We start from the raw sequence: 17639 nt of genomic DNA, 5'->3' as shown, positions 1-17639 counted from the left end.
AAATTTGAGTATTCAATTGTTGCCTACTGTTTTAAAGCCATCCGTGTCATTCATTGATTATGCTACTCTATAACATAGTCAGCGAGTGAATGATGCTATCGCCTACTGAATTGTGTCATCGTTCAAGAGTATTAGCTATTACGCTACTCATAAGTATGGCACGTTGTTTTGAACGACATAAAAAAGCACCATTTTTACACTAAACTCAATAAAGCATCTTTTAATATGTTGGATCCATATGACCACACCAAAATCGCAACCACGTCGCAAAGGGCGGTTTACTCGCTCTTACTCCAACACTTGGCTGACAACCTTGATGGTCTCTTTCATTGTTCTTATCAGTGTCAGCTTGTCGATTCTGTTTTTTTGGCGCAGTCTATATTTACCCGAGCTTAAAAACCATGCACGTTACTTAACGAGCGAGCTGCAGTTGATGAATAGTGTCAACAAAGACTGGAAAAATCGTCCTGAAGTACGCCAATGGATTTATCAACACTCGCATGTCGTGGTAGTGAATAATCCTAATGATTTCCCAGCAGTGTCTGATAAGGCCTTTGTCGGCGTCTTCACTGATGTCTTACAACGCGAAATCGGTGCGCAATTGGGTCGACCTGTCGAGGTTTATTTTAAATTCAAACCGACACCGCAGCTTTGGGTGCAAGACAGCCGTGATGACAGCTTTTGGATTCGTGAACCCGTGGTTTATTATTCGCAATATAGTCCAGCATTATTGGTGCTATTCCTCATTGGATTGCCTATTTTATCGCTGCTGACCATTATTCTACTGGCGCGGCAATTAAATCGTCCGCTACGATATTTACAGCGTGCTGCGACCAACTATATTCGGCTCGGTCATGCCACTACGTTGCCAACACAAAAAGGACCTACGGAGATACGTCAGGTCAACATGGCATTCAATCGTCTATTCACGACGTTAAATCAAGCACAAAAAGAGCGTACAATTATGCTTGCTGGTATCTCGCATGATCTGCGAACACCTTTAACTCGTATGCGTTTGACTGCTGAGATGCTACCTGATGACTTTTTCCGAGAGGGATTAATTTATGATATTGAAGACATGGATGCCATTTTAGAGCAGTTTATCTCGTTTATGAAAGATGGCTCCGATGAGCCAGTCAGCCTAACCAATTTGGATACCATCTTTAATGAGATCATGGTGCAATTTGCACCAATGGAGTTCATCTATCAATCAGAGTGTCACAAAGTGGTTCCTGTGCGCCCCATGTCTATCAAACGCCTTGTGATCAATCTGGTCAATAATGCCAAGCGTTATGGCAAACCGCCCATTTACCTATCAGCGACTGTTGTGCCAACTTTTATAGAAACCATTGAAGAAGAAGATAGCGATGTCGTCAGTGAAAATGTCGTCAATAGAGAAGCGCAAGAACAATTGCTGATATGTGTGCGTGACTGTGGTGATGGCGTTGCAGAAGATCAATTAGAACGTATTATGCAGCCTTTTGAACGCGGAGAGACAGCACGTACCACACAAGGCAGTGGTTTAGGTCTAGCGATTGTCGATCGTATCGCCAGATTGCATCATGGGACGGTAGAAGCCATTAACCATCCCGACGGAGGTTTACAAGTGTGTGTGCGTATTCCCCTACTTTCCAAGGTTGCTGGAGATACGACCATGGCAGCCGATACAGAAAAAACGCCTGTCTCTAATCACAAGACATGGAACAAAGAAGACTGATAGCTGCTGAACTGTTCATCACTAAAGCTAATAAATGCTCAAAACAATTCGCTGCGACTATTTAGTTTTATAACACCTAGTCTTTGTTTCCAATGATAGGTGGAATATATTTGGCGCTATTGGTAAACGCTAATGGCTGAGTAATATTTTCTTGCGCTGCTGTCAACGTTTGCGTCGTCGATGGCTGCTGCAAGAATAAGTAGTAGCCCAACGTTATTGCATTTAGTACCACCAAACCACCAAATAAATATGGCATCCTTTGCCCTCCTCTGATTTAAAGCTATCTTCAAACCGTTAATAATAAAAATTAACCGACAATTCTATCTAAGGTGTATATCCATTCTAAACATGAAATTGAGAACACTCCTTAGAAATTGAGCAAGTTTATTTGTCACACACTGCTTAATTGATGCCGCTATTTTCATACTAGAAAATAACGACAATTCTTTGCAGTGGCATTATTTATCTTCAAAACCACGCTCGCTTTTTTCTTGCGTCAGTTCATCAGCAGCCAAAATTTGTGTCAGTGGTTTGATAGGCCACGTCATGACAAATCGTGCACCGCCAAGCTCTCGGCTCTCATCGACTTTCATACTACCATTAAACCAAAAGGCAATGCGCGATACGATAGACAAGCCTAAGCCATAGCCGCCTGAAGCGCGTGTGCGACTGTCATCTAAGCGTGAAAATGGAATAAAGACCTTTTCGCGATCTGCTTCTGGAATACCATGACCATCGTCCTCAACACTAACAAAAGCATTGCCCTTTCTGACGCCAGCACTAATGATAATCGTGGTCTCTGCATAACGTAAGGCATTGCCCGCCAAATTTTGAATCACACGGTGTAAATAACGCCTATCTGCGACAGCGGTTACTTTAGCATTCGGCAGCTTGGTCACTATTTTGATAGGCTTACCCAAGGCATTGGTTTCACGCTCAATCTGCTCCAATAACTCTCTAAGATTGACTGGTTCTAAATCCAGCTTTGGTGAGCCTTCTTCGAGCTTGGCGTAAGTCAAAATCTCATCAATCAAGCCATTAAGCGCTTCGATATCTTCATCAATAAAATCACGCTGCATAAAACGCGAGTCTTCGTCATCCGTATCAGCCAGCATATCAACGGCAAAACGGATACGAGCCACCGGTGTACGAAGCTCATGTGATACCGCTCGCGTTAATTCTCGCTGCGACTCAATAAGGCGCTTGATATGCGAGGTCATGGCATTAAAAGTCGCGGCTAAACGGGCAATTTCATCCTGCCCAATGACTTGAACTTGACTTTCAAGATTACCTTTACTCACTTCATTGACGCCAACCTGAATCAACTGCAACTTACGCTCAAGTGGAAAAATCAACGCATACACGCCTAAGCTGATCAAAAACATGCTGATAAGAATCATACTAATAATCAGATTAAGTGGGAACCAGTTGAATAATGGCACCGGACCAATCAATATCGCCATGTCATTGATTTCAGAAGGTACCACTACTCTAATAGCCGAATTACTTTTACTGCTATTGGTATCTTGTAAGGAAATAACCACTTCATCTCGGCGTAATCGTGCAAGCTGATCGGTATCTAAATCCAGTGTATTGACGGCTTTAAACTCTAAAGGAAAGGAAAACTTTTTTTCCAGTTCAGCCAAACGGGCACGCTTGTCAGATAACGTCACATAGTAAGACAAATCATCCAATAAAAACACAGCGATTGCCCGTACTTGCTGCTCAGTCACTTGCGATATTCTGGCGGTCAAAACACTTTGATTGTCTGGTAGACGATAATACACATCGGCATAGACAGGTTGCTCGGTATAACGAACGACCGTATTGCCATTTTCAAAACGCCGCAGTTCACTGGCATTAAAGTCCACTTCATCAATAGGCAAAACTTTGAATTCTGAGCCAAATAAACTACTGGCATCAGACAACCAATATTCACGCTGCTCTTCACTTTCTTGATGAGCGATACCTTCACTCACCAGATGAAAAGCCCCTGTTGCCATGTTTTCACGGTAGGATTGGACGCGCTCTTTGTTGATGGTATCCATCAACAGTTGAGCAAACAATGCCACACACAAACAGACTATGAGTAGCCCAGCATAAATACGAACAAAGATACTGTGTTTTAAAGAAGAGACTAATGACATACGTGCCGTAACCAACTTAATGAATAAAAACTGCCGACATCATTCAGCAAACAAGCGCTGCGTGATAAATGATATCAGACACTGTTGAATAAAAAACCATTCTGGCTGCTGTATTTTAATTTATAACTGAGCATCACCTAAAATCTATTTACCTCATGTACATTTAGGCAGCACCCATAATAATTGCTTAATTAAACCACATAACGCTGTATTTAAGTTCAAAAATTAAAATTTAGCCACAAAAAAACCAGCCTAGTTGCTGGTTTCTTTGGTCACGCTAATGAGCAATAAGCCGTTGCCGGAGCAAAATTGACTTAGTTGCCTTCTTTAACGAACAAATACCCTTTACTACGAACGGTTTTGATACGTTTTGGATTTTCTGGATCATCACCGATTTTTGGACGAATGCGTGAGATACGAACGTCAATTGAACGATCTTGACCGTCATATTCGATACCACGTAGACGCTCAAAGATATCTTCACGCGAAAGAATTCGACCCGCATTAGAAGCAAGCAACCATAATAAGTCATATTCAGCGCTGGTGAAATCAACCAACTCATCACCTAAATTTACTGAACGACCGCCATTGTCGATAACCAGTTCACCAAATTCTAGACGCTGTGGTACATCTTCTGATGGGGCATTTTCTGAGCGACGTAATAACGCACGAATACGTGCTAGCAAGACACGTGGCTGAGCAGGTTTAGCGACATAATCATCCGCACCCATCTCAAGACCCAGTACCTGATCCATATCTTCAGTACGCGCAGTCAGCATCAAAATAGGATTCTGATAGTGCGGGCGTACTTCACGACATACCGTCAGTCCATCGCTACCAGGAAGCATGACATCAAGTACGACCAAATCTGGTTGTTCACTGACGATGCGACGAATAGCACGATTACCATCGGTTTCGATAGCGACTTCTAAACCATTTTTGACCAAGTAATCTTGAGTCAACATGGCCAGACGCTCATCATCCTCAACAATCAAAATTCGGGGGGTGTTGTCTTCTTCATTCGTTGTCATTGTTATATCCTCTAATACATCTCATTTAAAAGCAGTAAAAGTAAGAGCGGTAAAATTAATAGCACCATTAAGTGGCACAATTGATGTTGGTATAGCTGTTACAAACTTGGTAGCACAGTATACTATTAAACATACAGCTTCCTATACTATAGCTTATAGTCGTTAACAAAACCTATAAACTACACCCATTAAAACTTTAGTTTACGTCCAAAAATTATGAGCTTTATACAAATAATAGCAAGTGAAATGTTTTTTTACGACCCTTTCCTCACCTGAATTTCTATAAGTAGTCAATCTTAATGCAGCGCACAGTGATAGGATACTTGATTGATACCGATACTTGTATTCCTGTTACGTCTAATATAGCGACATATCGCCTTTGCTGCCAGTGACTTTTTCATCTACTATTCCCGTACTACCTATTAATATTCGATACATAATTAGGAAATGCATAGTTCATGTGTGCATAGTTAGTTAACACTCATATTTAAAAAACTGACTGTCGAGATCGAAATTGCATCATAAATCGTGTATTTATCCTCGATCAACAAGCATAGAATATTAAACAATAAACATAAAAAAACAGCCCATGATGGACTGTTTTTTTATATCTGTGGTAAGAGTCAAAAAGAAACTCTAAAATTTTCCACAAAAAATTAAGCGCGGTTTTTGTACTTACGGATAGTCTGTAGCTGTGCCACAGACTCTGCTAATGATGCTAAAGCTGCATTAGTTTGTACAGTATCCGATTGATTAACCAGCATCTGCTCAGCCTTTTTACGTGCTTCGACAATTTTGCTTTCATCAAGGTTATGTGCACGCATCGCTGTATCAGCCAATACGGTAACCATCTTCGGCTGTACTTCTAAAACACCGCCTGATACATAAATCACTTCTTCTTCACCGTTTGGTGTTTGCACTCGCATCGCACCCGGTTTTAACAAAGTAATAAGCGGTGTGTGACCTGGCAATACACCAATCTCGCCTTCGGTACCAGTAGCTATTAACATGCTAATTTCGCCTGAATACAACTCTTCACGAGCACTTACGACGCGACATTGTAACGTTGCCATACTTAACTCCTTACGATCAAAACACAATCAAAACTGCGAGGCGTTACTAACTGGCAAATAGACTTTTTATGGCCTATCTGCCCTTTAGCAAATGCTAACACAACTTACGCTGCAGTAGATTTCATTTTTTCTGCTTTAGCAACAACTTCGTCGATGCCACCAGCCATATAGAACGCTTGCTCTGGTAGGTCATCGTATTCACCAGCGATGATTGCTTTAAAGCTAGCAATGGTATCGCGTAGTGGTACATATTTACCAGGTGCGCCAGTGAAAACTTCAGCAACGTGGAATGGCTGTGATAAGAAGCGCTGAATCTTACGCGAACGATAAACGACTAGTTTATCTTCTTCTGATAACTCATCCATACCCAAGATAGCGATGATGTCTTTTAGCTCACGATAGCGCTGCAAAATCTCTTGCACGCCACGAGCAACGTTATAATGCTCTTCGCCAATGACTAATGGATCTAGCTGACGTGAGGTTGAATCTAGCGGATCAACCGCAGGATAGATACCTTGTGAAGCAATATCACGACTCAATACAACCGTTGCATCCAAATGCGCAAACGTCGTTGCTGGTGATGGATCCGTCAAATCATCCGCAGGAACATATACTGCTTGAACTGAGGTGATAGAGCCAGACTGAGTTGAGGTAATACGCTCTTGCAGCATACCCATCTCTTCAGCAAGTGTTGGCTGATAACCAACCGCAGATGGCATACGACCAAGTAGTGCTGATACTTCAGTACCGGCTAGTGTATAACGGTAGATGTTATCAACGAACAGCAATACGTCACGACCTTTGCCAGTGGCAGGATCTTTGGTATCACGGAAGTATTCAGCCATGGTCAAACCAGACAACGCAACACGCAAGCGGTTACCCGGTGGCTCATTCATCTGGCCGTATACCATCGCAACTTTAGATTTGCTAAAGTCTTCAGTGTTTACAACGCCGGCTTCTTGCATTTCGTGATAGAAATCGTTACCTTCACGAGTACGCTCACCAACACCAGCAAATACTGACAAACCTTCATGTTTTAGAGCGATGTTATTGATCAGCTCCATCATGTTAACGGTTTTACCAACACCAGCACCACCAAACAGACCAACTTTACCACCTTTAGCAAACGGGCAAAGTAGATCGATAACTTTAATACCAGTTTCTAACAGCTCAGTGCTGTTTGACTGATCCGCGTAGCTTGGCGCTTCACGGTGGATAGACCATTTTTCATCAGCTTCTACAGGACCTTCTTCATCGATAGGACGACCAAGAACATCCATGATACGGCCAAGCGTACCAATACCAACAGGCACAGCAATAGGCGCACCAGTGTTAGTGACTGTTAAGTTACGCTTTAGGCCTTCAGTTGAACCCATTGCGATAGTACGAACGATGCCATCACCTAGTTGTTGCTGTACTTCTAGGGTGGTTTCGGTACCATCTACTTGCAAGGCATCATAAATCTGAGGAACTTCACTACGGTTGAACTCAACGTCAAGAACCGCGCCAATAATCTGTACAATACGACCGCTACTCATTGCGTTCTCCTTGAACTTCTGTATATAGTGGGTTTCATAAGGGGTTTCAATTATGAAACAGCAGCAGCACCGCCAACGATTTCCGAGATTTCTCGGGTAATCGCCGCTTGACGCAGCTTGTTATAAACCAACTGTAAATCGTTAATTAGGTCACCAGCATTATCTGTCGCCGCTTTCATCGCAACCATACGTGAGGACTGCTCAGAGGCAATGTTTTCCATTACCGCTTGATACACAATCGACTCAATATAGCGGCCAAGCAGCTCATCAATCAATGTTTTGATATCAGGCTCGTAGATATAATCCCAGCTCAGTTCTGTTTGAATGCCGCTCTCTTCTTCACCAAACGCGCTGTCTGGTAAAGGTACCAACTGATTGACAGTCGGCTTTTGGGTCATCGCATTAACAAACTTATTATGAACCACATAGATGCGGTCTATTTTACCGTTAGTATAATCGTCAAGCATCGCTTGAACCGGTGCGTTTATCTGCTCAAACGTTGGCTTATCACCATAATCGGTTACTGCCGAGGTCACTTTACCACCAAAGTTTTTGAAAAAACTCACACCTTTAGCGCCAATGACTGCAAACTCAGTTTGTACAGATTGATCTTGATACTGCTGGATACTCTTAGATAAAGCTTTGAATAAGTTAATATTCAAACCACCCGCCAGACCGCGATCAGAGGTAATGACAATATAGCCAACCTTATTGACTGGACGCGAGACCATATACGGATGTTTATAGTCTGATGAGGCATGCACCAAATGTGAAATAACCCGGCGCATACTATCAGCATACGGGCGACCCACTTCCATGCGCTCTTGGGCACGGCGCATTTTACTTGCCGCAACCATTTGCATAGCACGAGTAATTTTTTGGGTGCTTTTAATACTGGTGACTTTGGCACGTATCTCTTTTAAGCTTGCCATAATGATTCCAATATAAGAGGGTTAAAAAGCATTGGCGCATGCGACAATTATTTAGTATATAACATCAATCTAACAGATTAATGTTATATATTTTGTGCATGACGCGATCTAATACCGTCAATGGTTAGAACAGTGGCGCTACTGTCTTAATAAAAAAATACAAGACAATGCGCCACTTTATTAGCCATCAAAGACAGCCATAACCAATTCGGCTTAACCCGTTAAATTAATAACTGTGATTTTGTTTAAAGGTCTCTAAAGATGACTTCAAACGACCTGCGATATCATCATTATAATTCGCAGTATCATCAATCTCACGCATCAATTCACTTTGCTCATCATGCATATAGCGTAAGTAAGCTTCTTCAAAAGAACCGATTTTTTCGACAGGAACGTCCGCTAAAAAGCCTTCATTCGATGCATAGATAACTGCGGCTTGCTCAGAGATAGACATCGGCTGATACTGCTTCTGCTTCATCAATTCAGTTACACGCTCACCATGATCAAGCTGTTCGCGAGTCGCATCATCAAGATCTGATGCAAACTGAGCAAAGGCAGCCAGTTCACGATACTGAGCCAGTGCAGTACGGATACCACCAGATAGCTTCTTGATGATCTTAGTCTGAGCTGCACCACCAACACGAGATACCGAGATACCAGCGTTAACTGCTGGACGGATACCTGAGTTGAATAGGCTTGATTCTAAGAAAATCTGACCATCGGTGATTGAAATCACGTTAGTCGGTACGAATGCAGATACGTCACCAGCTTGGGTTTCAATAATTGGCAGTGCGGTTAAAGAACCAGTTTTACCAACCACTTCACCGTTAGTGAACTTTTCTACGTACGCCGCGTTTACGCGTGATGCACGCTCAAGTAAACGTGAATGTAAATAGAATACATCACCAGGATACGCTTCACGACCTGGCGGACGACGTAGCAATAGTGAAATTTGACGATAAGCAACGGCTTGTTTTGATAAGTCATCAAATACAATCAGTGCGTCTTCACCGCGGTCACGGAAGTATTCGCCCATCGTACAACCTGAATACGGTGCGATATACTGTAGTGCTGCTGGTTCTGACGCTGAAGCGACGACGACAGTCGTATATTCAAGGGCACCAGTTTGCTCAAGCTTGCGTACGACGTTTGCAATGGTAGAACGTTTCTGACCGATTGCGACGTATACACACTTGATACCAGATGATTTCTGCGCGATGATCGCATCGATAGCCATCGCGGTTTTACCCGTCTGACGGTCACCAATGATAAGCTCACGCTGACCACGACCAATTGGAATCATAGTATCAACGGCTTTATAACCCGTCATTACTGGTTGATCTACTGACTGACGATCAATAACGCCTGGGGCGATTTTTTCGACTTTATCAGTCATTTTGGCATCGATAGGACCTTTGCCATCAATAGGATTTCCCAAGGCGTCAACAACACGGCCTAGCAGCTCAGGACCTACTGGTACTTCAAGAATACGACCAGTACAATAGGCTTTTTGACCTTCTTGCAGCTTTAGGTAATCACCAAGTACTACCGCGCCGACAGAATCACGCTCTAAGTTAAGCGCCATTCCATAGATTTCGCCTTCAAACTCAATCATTTCGCCGTACATGGCATCTTCAAGACCATGAATCTGCACGATACCGTCAGATACTTTGACAATCGTGCCTTCATTCTTTGCAGTTGCACCCGCATCAAGGTCTTGAATACGCTGCTTAATCAGGTTACTGATTTCCGCTGGATTCAATTGTTGCATTGCCTTGTTTCCTTTAATTTATGATAACCCGCCCACTGACTTAAATGCTCTTACTTTCACGCAGATTATAGATGACTGCGCTGGTAAATGGCATTAGGCAGTTAGCTGTGTTTTTAACTGTTGTAACTTGCCGCGCATCGAATCATCAATGATTTTGTCACCGACTTTGATGGTAGCGCCTGCCAATAGACTTGGATCGACCGACTCATGAATCACCACACTAGCATTTAACGATGCAGCAAGGCGCGTTTGAAGCATTTCACGCTGAGCGTCAGTCAATGGATAGGCAGAGGTCACGTAAGCATCAAGCTGCTTTAAGCTTATTGCCTTGTGGCGGCGATAATGCTCATAAACTTCAGGAAGCAGCGCCAGACGCTCTTGCTGCGCCAACTGCTTAATAAAATTATTGAGCGCTGGTGACACTTTAGGATAGCTAATACTATTACCATAACGAGAGCCTTTGCTCTCGCCTAGTAGCTGTTTAAAAGCAGAGTCGCTATCACCAGCCACTTGTGAGTCATAAAGATCAACCAAAGCAGCTGACTTATGCTCAGCCGTAACGGCTGGATTTTCTAGCCATGTACGGAACGCTTTGTCATTGACAATTGCACTGGCGACAAACAAGAAATTTTCCCACTCGTTTACGGCCCCGTTTTCGTTGGCATAGTCAAACGCGGCTTTAGCGTAGGGTCGTGCTAAGGTTGATAAGTCAGCCATTATATCCTCACAGTTACAGCTTTGCCGCCAGTTGGTCTAACATACTGGCATGTTTTTGCACATCGACTTTGTCTTGCAAAATCTTTTCTGCACCAAGTACAGCCAGTTCAGCAACTTGGGCACGTAATGATTCACGCGCTTGATTGATTTCTTGGTCGATAGACGCTTGCGCTTGTTGACGAATGCGCTCGCCTTCCACTTGGGCCTGCATTTTTGCATCTTCGACAAGCTGGTTGGCACTCTTGTTCGCTTGCTCGATTAAAGCAGCAGCTTTGGTCTTTGCAAGATCAAGCTCCTGCTGGACGTCTTGCTCAGCGGTCGCCAGATCTGCTTTTGCTTTTTCTGCGGCATTCAGGCCTTCAGCAATTTTACGCTGACGCTCATTGATGGCACCAATAAGTGGTGGCCACACGAATTTCATGCAGAACATCACAAAGATTGCAAAAGCAATGGCTTGACCGATGAGGGTAGAATTGATATTCACGTGATCACCTCTTTGTTAATGAAAAATCAGTTTCATTGATCATATTTGATAGCCAAACTTTGGCTATGGTTAAGATACAAACTTTGACTACCAAACATTTACAACTGAGCTTTCTGATTAACCTGCTAGAGGGTTAGCGAACAACAATAGCATAGCAATACCAACACCGATCATCGGAATAGCATCAAGAAGACCTGCTACGATGAACATACGAGTTTGCAGCTGTGAACCAAGTTCTGGCTGACGCGCAACGCCTTCTAGAAATTTACCACCTAGAATAGCAAAACCAATACCTGTACCTAGTGCACCTAAACCGATAAGTAGTGCTACTGCGATAACTGTGTAACCACCTAATACTGGATCCATGGATGTATCCTCATTTACCTATTGAATGTCTAATTAATGTTCAGTTGATGATGCAAGTGACATATAAACTATCGTCAGCATCATAAATACGAACGCTTGAAGTGTAATAATTAAGATGTGGAAAATAGCCCACGGTACTGATAACGCCCATTGAATCCAAAACGGCATTAGAGCAATCAGTATGAAAATCAACTCACCAGCATACATGTTACCGAATAGACGCAGACCTAAAGAGATAGGTTTCGCTATCAAAGTAACAAACTCTAAGATAAAGTTGATGGGTATTAAAATAATTTGTACGATAGGGTTTTTGGCACTAAATGGATGCAGTGTTAGCTCGCCAACAAAGCCGCCCAAACCTTTTTCTTTGATACTATAGAACAGAATAAGTATAAAGACAGAAAAAGACATGCCAAGCGTAATATTAGGATCCGTCGTTGGAACGATCTTAAAGAACACATGATGTGGATCATGTCCCATCATTGCGCCGATTTGGCCAGCAATCATAGGAATAAAATCGACGGGTAGTAAATCCATCAAGTTCATTAAGAATATCCATACAAAGATAGTCAGCGCCAAAGGCGCAATCAGCTTTGAGGTACCACTATACGAATCACGAACGTTGTTATCAACGAACTCAACGATCATCTCAACCGCAGCCTGAGTTTTACCCGGCACGCCTGAAGTGACTTTTCTAGCGACCATCCAGAAGATGGCGCAGAAAACAATGCCTAGACCAATTGACCAAAGCATAGAATCAAGGTGGATGGCTTTAAAGCCCATTGCACTAGCTTCTTCAGCAGTATAGGCAACTTTCCAGCCTTCGCCCGGCAGATAGCCGTACGTCCAGTTCGTTAAGTGGTGAGAGATATAGTCTGTTGTTGTTTGCTCGCCTGCCATAATGTCAGCTTCTTATTAATCAACGATTTAATCAACTACCAAAAATATGGTTGTCATCTGATGAGGTATTAACGATCCTATTTGACCTGCTAGCAAGCCGATGGAACCATGCTAAAGCGCTCATGTAATCAATAACATCCAACCCATAGTTCTATTACTAGTGCGCAATTTGATAACTTAAGATAAATTTTAGCTATCAAAAAAGGGCTTATGATGATTCAGTAATAGCCCTTGTATATGTACGCGAAATTATTATATCTGTGTTTACTTACTGCCGCGTTTCCACGATAGACGCTTAATACAGCGTTCATAAGCAAAATATTTAGCTGCCTATATTAATGCAGCGTTGTATTCGTGTAAAGTCAATTATGACTTTTTTATGCACTGTATGAATAAGTTAGCTACTATTAACGTTTACTAACATAGCTTTGCGTGATTAATTAAATTGTAAGAATTTAATTAGAGGCAATACTGATAGCTAATAATTGGCTATCGACTCCATTATCACACGCTATACTCATTTAAACGCTCATATCACAGTCTTTATAATCATTGGCGCTGTCTTTAGACAGTTTTGTATGTTTTGACTTTCTTATGAAATCAGTCATAGAGAAGCTGGACGGCAGGGTGACTTGCCTAGCACTATTAAGCACTCAACTATTGATATAGTCATCGTCTATTAATGCTAGCGTATATGCCACAACATCCAACTGTGACTAATTTGCATTACCATAAAACCAATAAACAGCGCAGGCGCAGATAGGGGTTGTACGGTAATAAAAATTAGTGCAAAACCAAACACAGTCAATAGCCATTTGGCCATTTGACCTCGATATAGCTGGCTAACGATATGTTGGCGCGCGCGATATCCAGTGTACCAAAAGATAAAAAAAGCAAATACAGCTTGGGTAGCGAAACTGAGTAGCGCACCAATAGCGGCGCTTTTTGCGACAGTAAGCTCACTATGTAGCCAACTGATATCTAAAGCCCAAGCAATAATAATAAGGATAAATAATATCCACGCTTGGCGTTTGATATAGATGCCAATTTTATCTTTTTGTGTGCGTTTGGCAGGCTTGGTCATCGGTAATGCAATCCTATAGCCTTACAGCATTGGGATAAGGTGGCAATATAACATCGTCGCGACACTTTTATCCGTGAACGGCTCACTCTACAGGTGTTACCTTTTAACCAAAATAAAACGCCACTTATTATAAGGGGCATACCACCGTTAAGCAAGAAAAATATACCTTTTATCAGTGACCTAGCTGAATCACTCATAGACATCATAGTTACTGACCAATGGATAACACCCAAGTATGACTACATAATGGCTGCCAAAGCGTTGCAAGCCACTATGGTTAATCAGTTATTCTACGATATACATTGATAGATTTGCTGTGCCATCGTCTGCCAACCACTCACAAAGTCTTTACTATTGCTCATATCTTCAGGTTGCACAGTGGTTTTTACAGGCTGTAACTTAGCGAGTAGACCTTTGGCTGGTTGACTTGGGCTAACCAGACACATTTGCTTGGCTGGACGCTTCTCATTTAGCCAGCGTATTTGGCTGGCTCGTGGTGCCAAATGGTGGTCAGTGCTTAAACTGCCAACAAGCTTTAGGTTTGTGCTGGATTCGATGTATTGATAAGCATCATGATAGGCCCAATAAGGCTGGGTTTGCTGCTTGCCTTTAGCTTGTTTTACGAAAGATGCCACTCCCCTATCCATTCGCTGAGCAAATTTTTGCGCATTGGCCTGATAAAGTGCTTTATATTGCGGATTGGCATGGCTATGAATCACGGCAAGGGCACGAGTCATGGCTTTGGCATTATCGGGATCAAGCCATATATGTGGATCCAAGGTGCCAGCAACAGGCTTGCCTTGAACGTCACGTAGCGGATGACGATTAAAGGCATCAAATTCAAATAAGGCAATCGCATTGGGGGCGGTATTAAGGCTTGCCGCCAAGTTATTTTCTAATGGCTCACCAAACCACACGACAAATTTACTGTCCTGAATGGCTTTAATATCGCCTGGGCTGATACTGCCATGATGACCTACCTCCCCGGCCTGCAATAACTGCTTGGCGGGCGGTGAACCTTCAGTCACTGCTTGACTCAATAAAAACAGTGGGTAGTTACTCACGCTGACTGTTGCCGCTTGTGCACTCACAGTAAAGACGCCTAATGCAACTATGCCCGTAATGAGCCATCGCTGTAGTATAATGGTTGAGCTTAAAAAATATTTGAAAACTGAGTTCATAATAGATTCTTTAATGTATGAAAGATAAAAGATAAAAGATAAAAGATAAGTGGAAACATTTAGACGTTATCATTGTTGTATCTGAGTGATCACCAAGGTATCAATAAATAAGCCAAGATCACTTATCTGCTCTTATTTTTAGTATGTTATACTATAACATTATAAATTACTATAATAACAGTGCCATTTTTTTCGTAGGAGCTTGCACCATGTCCACCAGTTTATCAGTCTGCGAACATTTACATGATGTGCAGGACTTTACGCCGCATGACGTGACCGAGCGCTTAATGGCAGCAAAAGAACAATGCCGCCTGAACGGTGCACGCTTTACGCCATTGCGCCAGCAAATATATCAATTGGTATTGGCAGCCAATAAACCCATCGGTGCATATGATTTGATCACGCAATTGCAGCAAATGCGCTTATCAGAGCCCAATAACAATGATGACAGCATCGAAGCGCTTAGCTCGCAACAGCCCCCAACGAAAGCGGCATCTAAAGAAATTAGCTCTAAAAAACAAGCGCCAAAAAATGTCGCGCCACCCACTGTCTATCGCAGTCTGGAGTTTCTATTGAGTGAAGGCTTGATACATCAATTGACCTCTATCAATGCTTATGTGCCCTGCTGTCACCCACGCGCCCAGCATACCGCAGCATTTTTAATCTGCGGTCAATGTCAGCGTGTACAAGAATGTAGCAGTGTGCCCGTACAGGAAATGATGAGTTTTGCTGAGCAAGATGTTGGCTTTATTGTGGAACGCAGTGTGATTGAGCTGAGTGGTCGTTGCCAAGCGTGCCAGTAACACACCCTAACCACTGAAGCGTAAGTCTTTGTCATCCGTTTTTTATTTGTATTACTCATTCACTTATTGGTTGTCATACTATGAGCCTGTCTACCTCACCGTCTAATCAACCGAACTTTTCCGCTGTTGATGGCAACACCATTAATACTGCGAATAAACTGCTGAGCCTAAGCAATATCAGCTACGACATTGGGCATCAACGCTTACTCTCACATATTGATATTGACATTGCGGTTAATGAAACAGTCAGTCTTATTGGACCCAATGGCGCTGGTAAGTCAACGTTGGTCAAACTTATTTTGGGATTGATTGAGCCAACTAAAGGGCACATTAACTCTCATCAAAAGTTACAGCTTGGCTATGTGCCGCAGCGCTTTGCTGTACCGCCGATATTGCCATTACGAGTCTGCGATTTATTGGCACAAGCGGATAAAAGGCGCTTAACGTCTGAGCAGCGTCAATTTATCTTTGATAACTTGTCATTGACACACTTACTATCGCGACAAATGCTGCACCTGTCGGGTGGTGAGACACAAAGGGTCTTGCTCGCGCGAGCACTGTTAGACAAACCCAACTTATTGATTTTAGATGAGCCGATGCAAGGACTGGACCCTGATACTGAGGTTTGGCTCTATCAGTTTATTGATGAGCTGCCGGAGTTTTTGCGTTGTGCCATGCTGGTGGTATCGCATGATCTGCATTGGGTCATGAAAGGCAGTCGACGCGTGATTTGTCTTAATAAGCATATTTGCTGTGAGGGACAACCAAGCGAGCTTGCCATTAGTAGTGAGTTTCAAAAGCTATTTGGGCATCATTACGAGCAGCCTTATGTACATCAACCGCATGCCTGTGAGCATCACGCCCCAAGCGAACTATAATCATTAAGGCGCGTTGCACATTCACAAATATAAAATATATCGAAGCTTAATACATCAAACACATATCGAGCGTTGAGCTTTATAAAAACTTTTACGGATATTTATTATGACTGCTTGGTTAGCCATCATTGCCCCCGCTTGGATCGCTGGCAGTATTTTAGCGCTACTATCAGCGCCTTTAGGTTGCTTAGTCTTGTGGCGACGCATGGCCTTTTTTGCTGATGCTTTAGCACATGGTACCTTGCTTGGCGTGGCTTTAGCAGTATGGTGGCAATTACCTATGGGCATTGGCATTGCCTTGGTCAGCGTCATGGTGGTGCTAGGGCTGGTGTTAATCGATGATGAGCGCCTGCCTGTCGATGCGGTTTTGGCCGTCGTGGCGGTGTCATTGTTATGCTTAGGCTTATTGGCTTTGACCCAGTTGACTGACCAACAAGCAAACGTACTGGGGTTTTTGTTTGGTAATTTGCTAGAGCTTGATTGGGCAGATTTGCCCTTACTTGCTGGTAGCGTGCTGGTAGGGCTCGGTGTACTCATGTATATATGGCCTGCACAAATTAAGCTTGCCACTCATGAAGCACTGGCGCGTATTCAAGGTGTTAATCCGACACGCCAGCGGCTGTTCTTCATGGGCGTATTGGCGGGATTTTGTGCGATTGCCCTGCAAGCGGTTGGTAGTTTACTAATCAGCGGTTTATTGGTATTACCAGCATTAACGGCACGTTTGTGGTCATCATCGCCAAAACAAATGGTTGTTATATCGCTACTGATCGCACAGCTTGGCGTGACACTAGGCGTTTGGGGAAGCATCTGGCTAGATATTCAGACAGGACTTGCTATCGTATTAATATTAGCCATTTTATTTTTTATCGCGCTGATTTTCTCAAAGCTCAGCACTGCAAAAATTTGGTCAGCGCGCCGTTAGACACATTATGGTTCACATAAAGCCGCTGGTTTTTTATCCTCTTATCCAACTTTATTTCATCAATATGATAGAGCTTTCATTGACTTTATGTT

17 protein-coding genes are annotated in these 17639 nt (G+C 42.9%); 4 read left to right on the top strand and 13 right to left on the bottom strand.

Annotation, left to right across the window (positions count from 1 at the left end; all coding sequences use genetic code 11):
• The first annotated feature begins 238 nt into the window (after positions 1-238).
• Complete coding sequence (locus ACT3S4_RS12720) at positions 239-1717, top strand: ATP-binding protein (RefSeq protein ID WP_201540625.1); 1479 nt, start codon at positions 239-241, stop codon at positions 1715-1717.
• 76 nt (positions 1718-1793) lie between these two features.
• On the opposite strand, the gene ACT3S4_RS12715 is transcribed toward ACT3S4_RS12720, so the two are convergent.
• From ACT3S4_RS12715 to ACT3S4_RS12655, 13 genes are all read right to left on the bottom strand, one after another.
• Positions 1794-1973 carry a hypothetical protein gene (locus tag ACT3S4_RS12715; RefSeq protein WP_045445897.1) on the bottom strand — a complete coding sequence of 60 codons (180 nt, stop codon included), beginning with the start codon at positions 1971-1973 and terminating at the stop codon, positions 1794-1796.
• A gap of 202 nt (positions 1974-2175) precedes the next feature.
• Positions 2176-3864 carry an ATP-binding protein gene (locus ACT3S4_RS12710; RefSeq protein ID WP_045445985.1) on the bottom strand — a complete coding sequence of 563 codons (1689 nt, stop codon included), beginning with the start codon at positions 3862-3864 and terminating at the stop codon, positions 2176-2178.
• 314 nt (positions 3865-4178) lie between these two features.
• Positions 4179-4895: a response regulator gene (locus ACT3S4_RS12705; RefSeq protein ID WP_045445894.1), complete on the bottom strand. Its 717-nt coding sequence runs from the start codon at positions 4893-4895 to the stop codon at positions 4179-4181.
• A 656-nt stretch (positions 4896-5551) separates the two neighbouring features.
• Complete coding sequence (locus ACT3S4_RS12700; protein WP_021812807.1) at positions 5552-5968, bottom strand: F0F1 ATP synthase subunit epsilon; 417 nt, start codon at positions 5966-5968, stop codon at positions 5552-5554.
• 104 nt (positions 5969-6072) lie between these two features.
• Complete coding sequence (gene atpD / locus ACT3S4_RS12695) at positions 6073-7506, bottom strand: F0F1 ATP synthase subunit beta (RefSeq protein ID WP_045452427.1); 1434 nt, start codon at positions 7504-7506, stop codon at positions 6073-6075.
• Positions 7507-7556: 50 nt separating this feature from the next.
• Positions 7557-8438, bottom strand: a complete 882-nt coding sequence (gene atpG, locus ACT3S4_RS12690; RefSeq protein ID WP_444761180.1) for a F0F1 ATP synthase subunit gamma — start codon at positions 8436-8438, stop codon at positions 7557-7559.
• A gap of 226 nt (positions 8439-8664) precedes the next feature.
• Positions 8665-10209: a F0F1 ATP synthase subunit alpha gene (gene atpA, locus ACT3S4_RS12685; RefSeq protein WP_045445880.1), complete on the bottom strand. Its 1545-nt coding sequence runs from the start codon at positions 10207-10209 to the stop codon at positions 8665-8667.
• 93 nt (positions 10210-10302) lie between these two features.
• Positions 10303-10926: a F0F1 ATP synthase subunit delta gene (locus tag ACT3S4_RS12680; RefSeq protein ID WP_045445877.1), complete on the bottom strand. Its 624-nt coding sequence runs from the start codon at positions 10924-10926 to the stop codon at positions 10303-10305.
• A gap of 13 nt (positions 10927-10939) precedes the next feature.
• Positions 10940-11410: a F0F1 ATP synthase subunit B gene (locus ACT3S4_RS12675; RefSeq protein ID WP_045452424.1), complete on the bottom strand. Its 471-nt coding sequence runs from the start codon at positions 11408-11410 to the stop codon at positions 10940-10942.
• Positions 11411-11527: 117 nt separating this feature from the next.
• On the bottom strand, positions 11528-11776 hold the full coding sequence (atpE, locus tag ACT3S4_RS12670) for a F0F1 ATP synthase subunit C (protein ID WP_010197960.1): 249 nt from the start codon (positions 11774-11776) through the stop codon (positions 11528-11530).
• Positions 11777-11809: 33 nt separating this feature from the next.
• Positions 11810-12676 (bottom strand): F0F1 ATP synthase subunit A, encoded by an 867-nt coding sequence (gene atpB, locus ACT3S4_RS12665; protein ID WP_055125357.1) that lies wholly within the window; start codon positions 12674-12676, stop codon positions 11810-11812.
• Between the two features lie 685 nt (positions 12677-13361).
• Complete coding sequence (locus ACT3S4_RS12660; RefSeq protein ID WP_201560619.1) at positions 13362-13760, bottom strand: ATP synthase subunit I; 399 nt, start codon at positions 13758-13760, stop codon at positions 13362-13364.
• A 290-nt stretch (positions 13761-14050) separates the two neighbouring features.
• Positions 14051-14941: a metal ABC transporter solute-binding protein, Zn/Mn family gene (locus tag ACT3S4_RS12655; RefSeq protein ID WP_444761179.1), complete on the bottom strand. Its 891-nt coding sequence runs from the start codon at positions 14939-14941 to the stop codon at positions 14051-14053.
• Positions 14942-15150: 209 nt separating this feature from the next.
• On the opposite strand from ACT3S4_RS12655, the gene ACT3S4_RS12650 reads away from it, so the two are divergent.
• The 3 genes from ACT3S4_RS12650 (at position 15151) to ACT3S4_RS12640 (ending at position 17547) form a co-directional block, all read left to right on the top strand.
• Positions 15151-15744 carry a Fur family transcriptional regulator gene (locus ACT3S4_RS12650; RefSeq protein WP_444761178.1) on the top strand — a complete coding sequence of 198 codons (594 nt, stop codon included), beginning with the start codon at positions 15151-15153 and terminating at the stop codon, positions 15742-15744.
• 80 nt (positions 15745-15824) lie between these two features.
• Complete coding sequence (locus ACT3S4_RS12645) at positions 15825-16622, top strand: metal ABC transporter ATP-binding protein (RefSeq protein WP_444761177.1); 798 nt, start codon at positions 15825-15827, stop codon at positions 16620-16622.
• Between the two features lie 106 nt (positions 16623-16728).
• On the top strand, positions 16729-17547 hold the full coding sequence (locus ACT3S4_RS12640; RefSeq protein ID WP_444761176.1) for a metal ABC transporter permease: 819 nt from the start codon (positions 16729-16731) through the stop codon (positions 17545-17547).
• Positions 17548-17639 lie beyond the last annotated feature (92 nt).

Source organism: Psychrobacter sp. AOP30-A2-5 (assembly GCF_052378115.1).
Taxonomy (GTDB): domain Bacteria; phylum Pseudomonadota; class Gammaproteobacteria; order Pseudomonadales; family Moraxellaceae; genus Psychrobacter.
The sequence above is the reverse complement of the archived record's forward strand: the minus strand, read 5'-3'. Positions and strand labels throughout refer to the sequence as shown.

Bases quoted from the DNA above. Each gene is read 5' to 3' on its own strand.
- ACT3S4_RS12650 (WP_444761178.1), top strand. From the start codon at position 15,151: ATGTCCACCAGTTTATCAGTCTGCGAACATTTACATGATGTGCAGGAC.
- atpE (WP_010197960.1), bottom strand. From the start codon at position 11,776: ATGGATCCAGTATTAGGTGGTTACACAGTTATCGCAGTAGCACTACTT.
- ACT3S4_RS12715 (WP_045445897.1), bottom strand. From the start codon at position 1,973: ATGCCATATTTATTTGGTGGTTTGGTGGTACTAAATGCAATAACGTTG.
- atpB (WP_055125357.1), bottom strand. From the start codon at position 12,676: ATGGCAGGCGAGCAAACAACAACAGACTATATCTCTCACCACTTAACG.
- ACT3S4_RS12705 (WP_045445894.1), bottom strand. From the start codon at position 4,895: ATGACAACGAATGAAGAAGACAACACCCCCCGAATTTTGATTGTTGAG.
- atpA (WP_045445880.1), bottom strand. From the start codon at position 10,209: ATGCAACAATTGAATCCAGCGGAAATCAGTAACCTGATTAAGCAGCGT.
- atpD (WP_045452427.1), bottom strand. From the start codon at position 7,506: ATGAGTAGCGGTCGTATTGTACAGATTATTGGCGCGGTTCTTGACGTT.
- ACT3S4_RS12655 (WP_444761179.1), bottom strand. From the start codon at position 14,941: ATGAACTCAGTTTTCAAATATTTTTTAAGCTCAACCATTATACTACAG.
- ACT3S4_RS12720 (WP_201540625.1), top strand. From the start codon at position 239: ATGACCACACCAAAATCGCAACCACGTCGCAAAGGGCGGTTTACTCGC.
- ACT3S4_RS12640 (WP_444761176.1), top strand. From the start codon at position 16,729: ATGACTGCTTGGTTAGCCATCATTGCCCCCGCTTGGATCGCTGGCAGT.
- ACT3S4_RS12660 (WP_201560619.1), bottom strand. From the start codon at position 13,760: ATGACCAAGCCTGCCAAACGCACACAAAAAGATAAAATTGGCATCTAT.
- ACT3S4_RS12680 (WP_045445877.1), bottom strand. From the start codon at position 10,926: ATGGCTGACTTATCAACCTTAGCACGACCCTACGCTAAAGCCGCGTTT.
- ACT3S4_RS12645 (WP_444761177.1), top strand. From the start codon at position 15,825: ATGAGCCTGTCTACCTCACCGTCTAATCAACCGAACTTTTCCGCTGTT.
- atpG (WP_444761180.1), bottom strand. From the start codon at position 8,438: ATGGCAAGCTTAAAAGAGATACGTGCCAAAGTCACCAGTATTAAAAGC.
- ACT3S4_RS12700 (WP_021812807.1), bottom strand. From the start codon at position 5,968: ATGGCAACGTTACAATGTCGCGTCGTAAGTGCTCGTGAAGAGTTGTAT.
- ACT3S4_RS12710 (WP_045445985.1), bottom strand. From the start codon at position 3,864: ATGTCATTAGTCTCTTCTTTAAAACACAGTATCTTTGTTCGTATTTAT.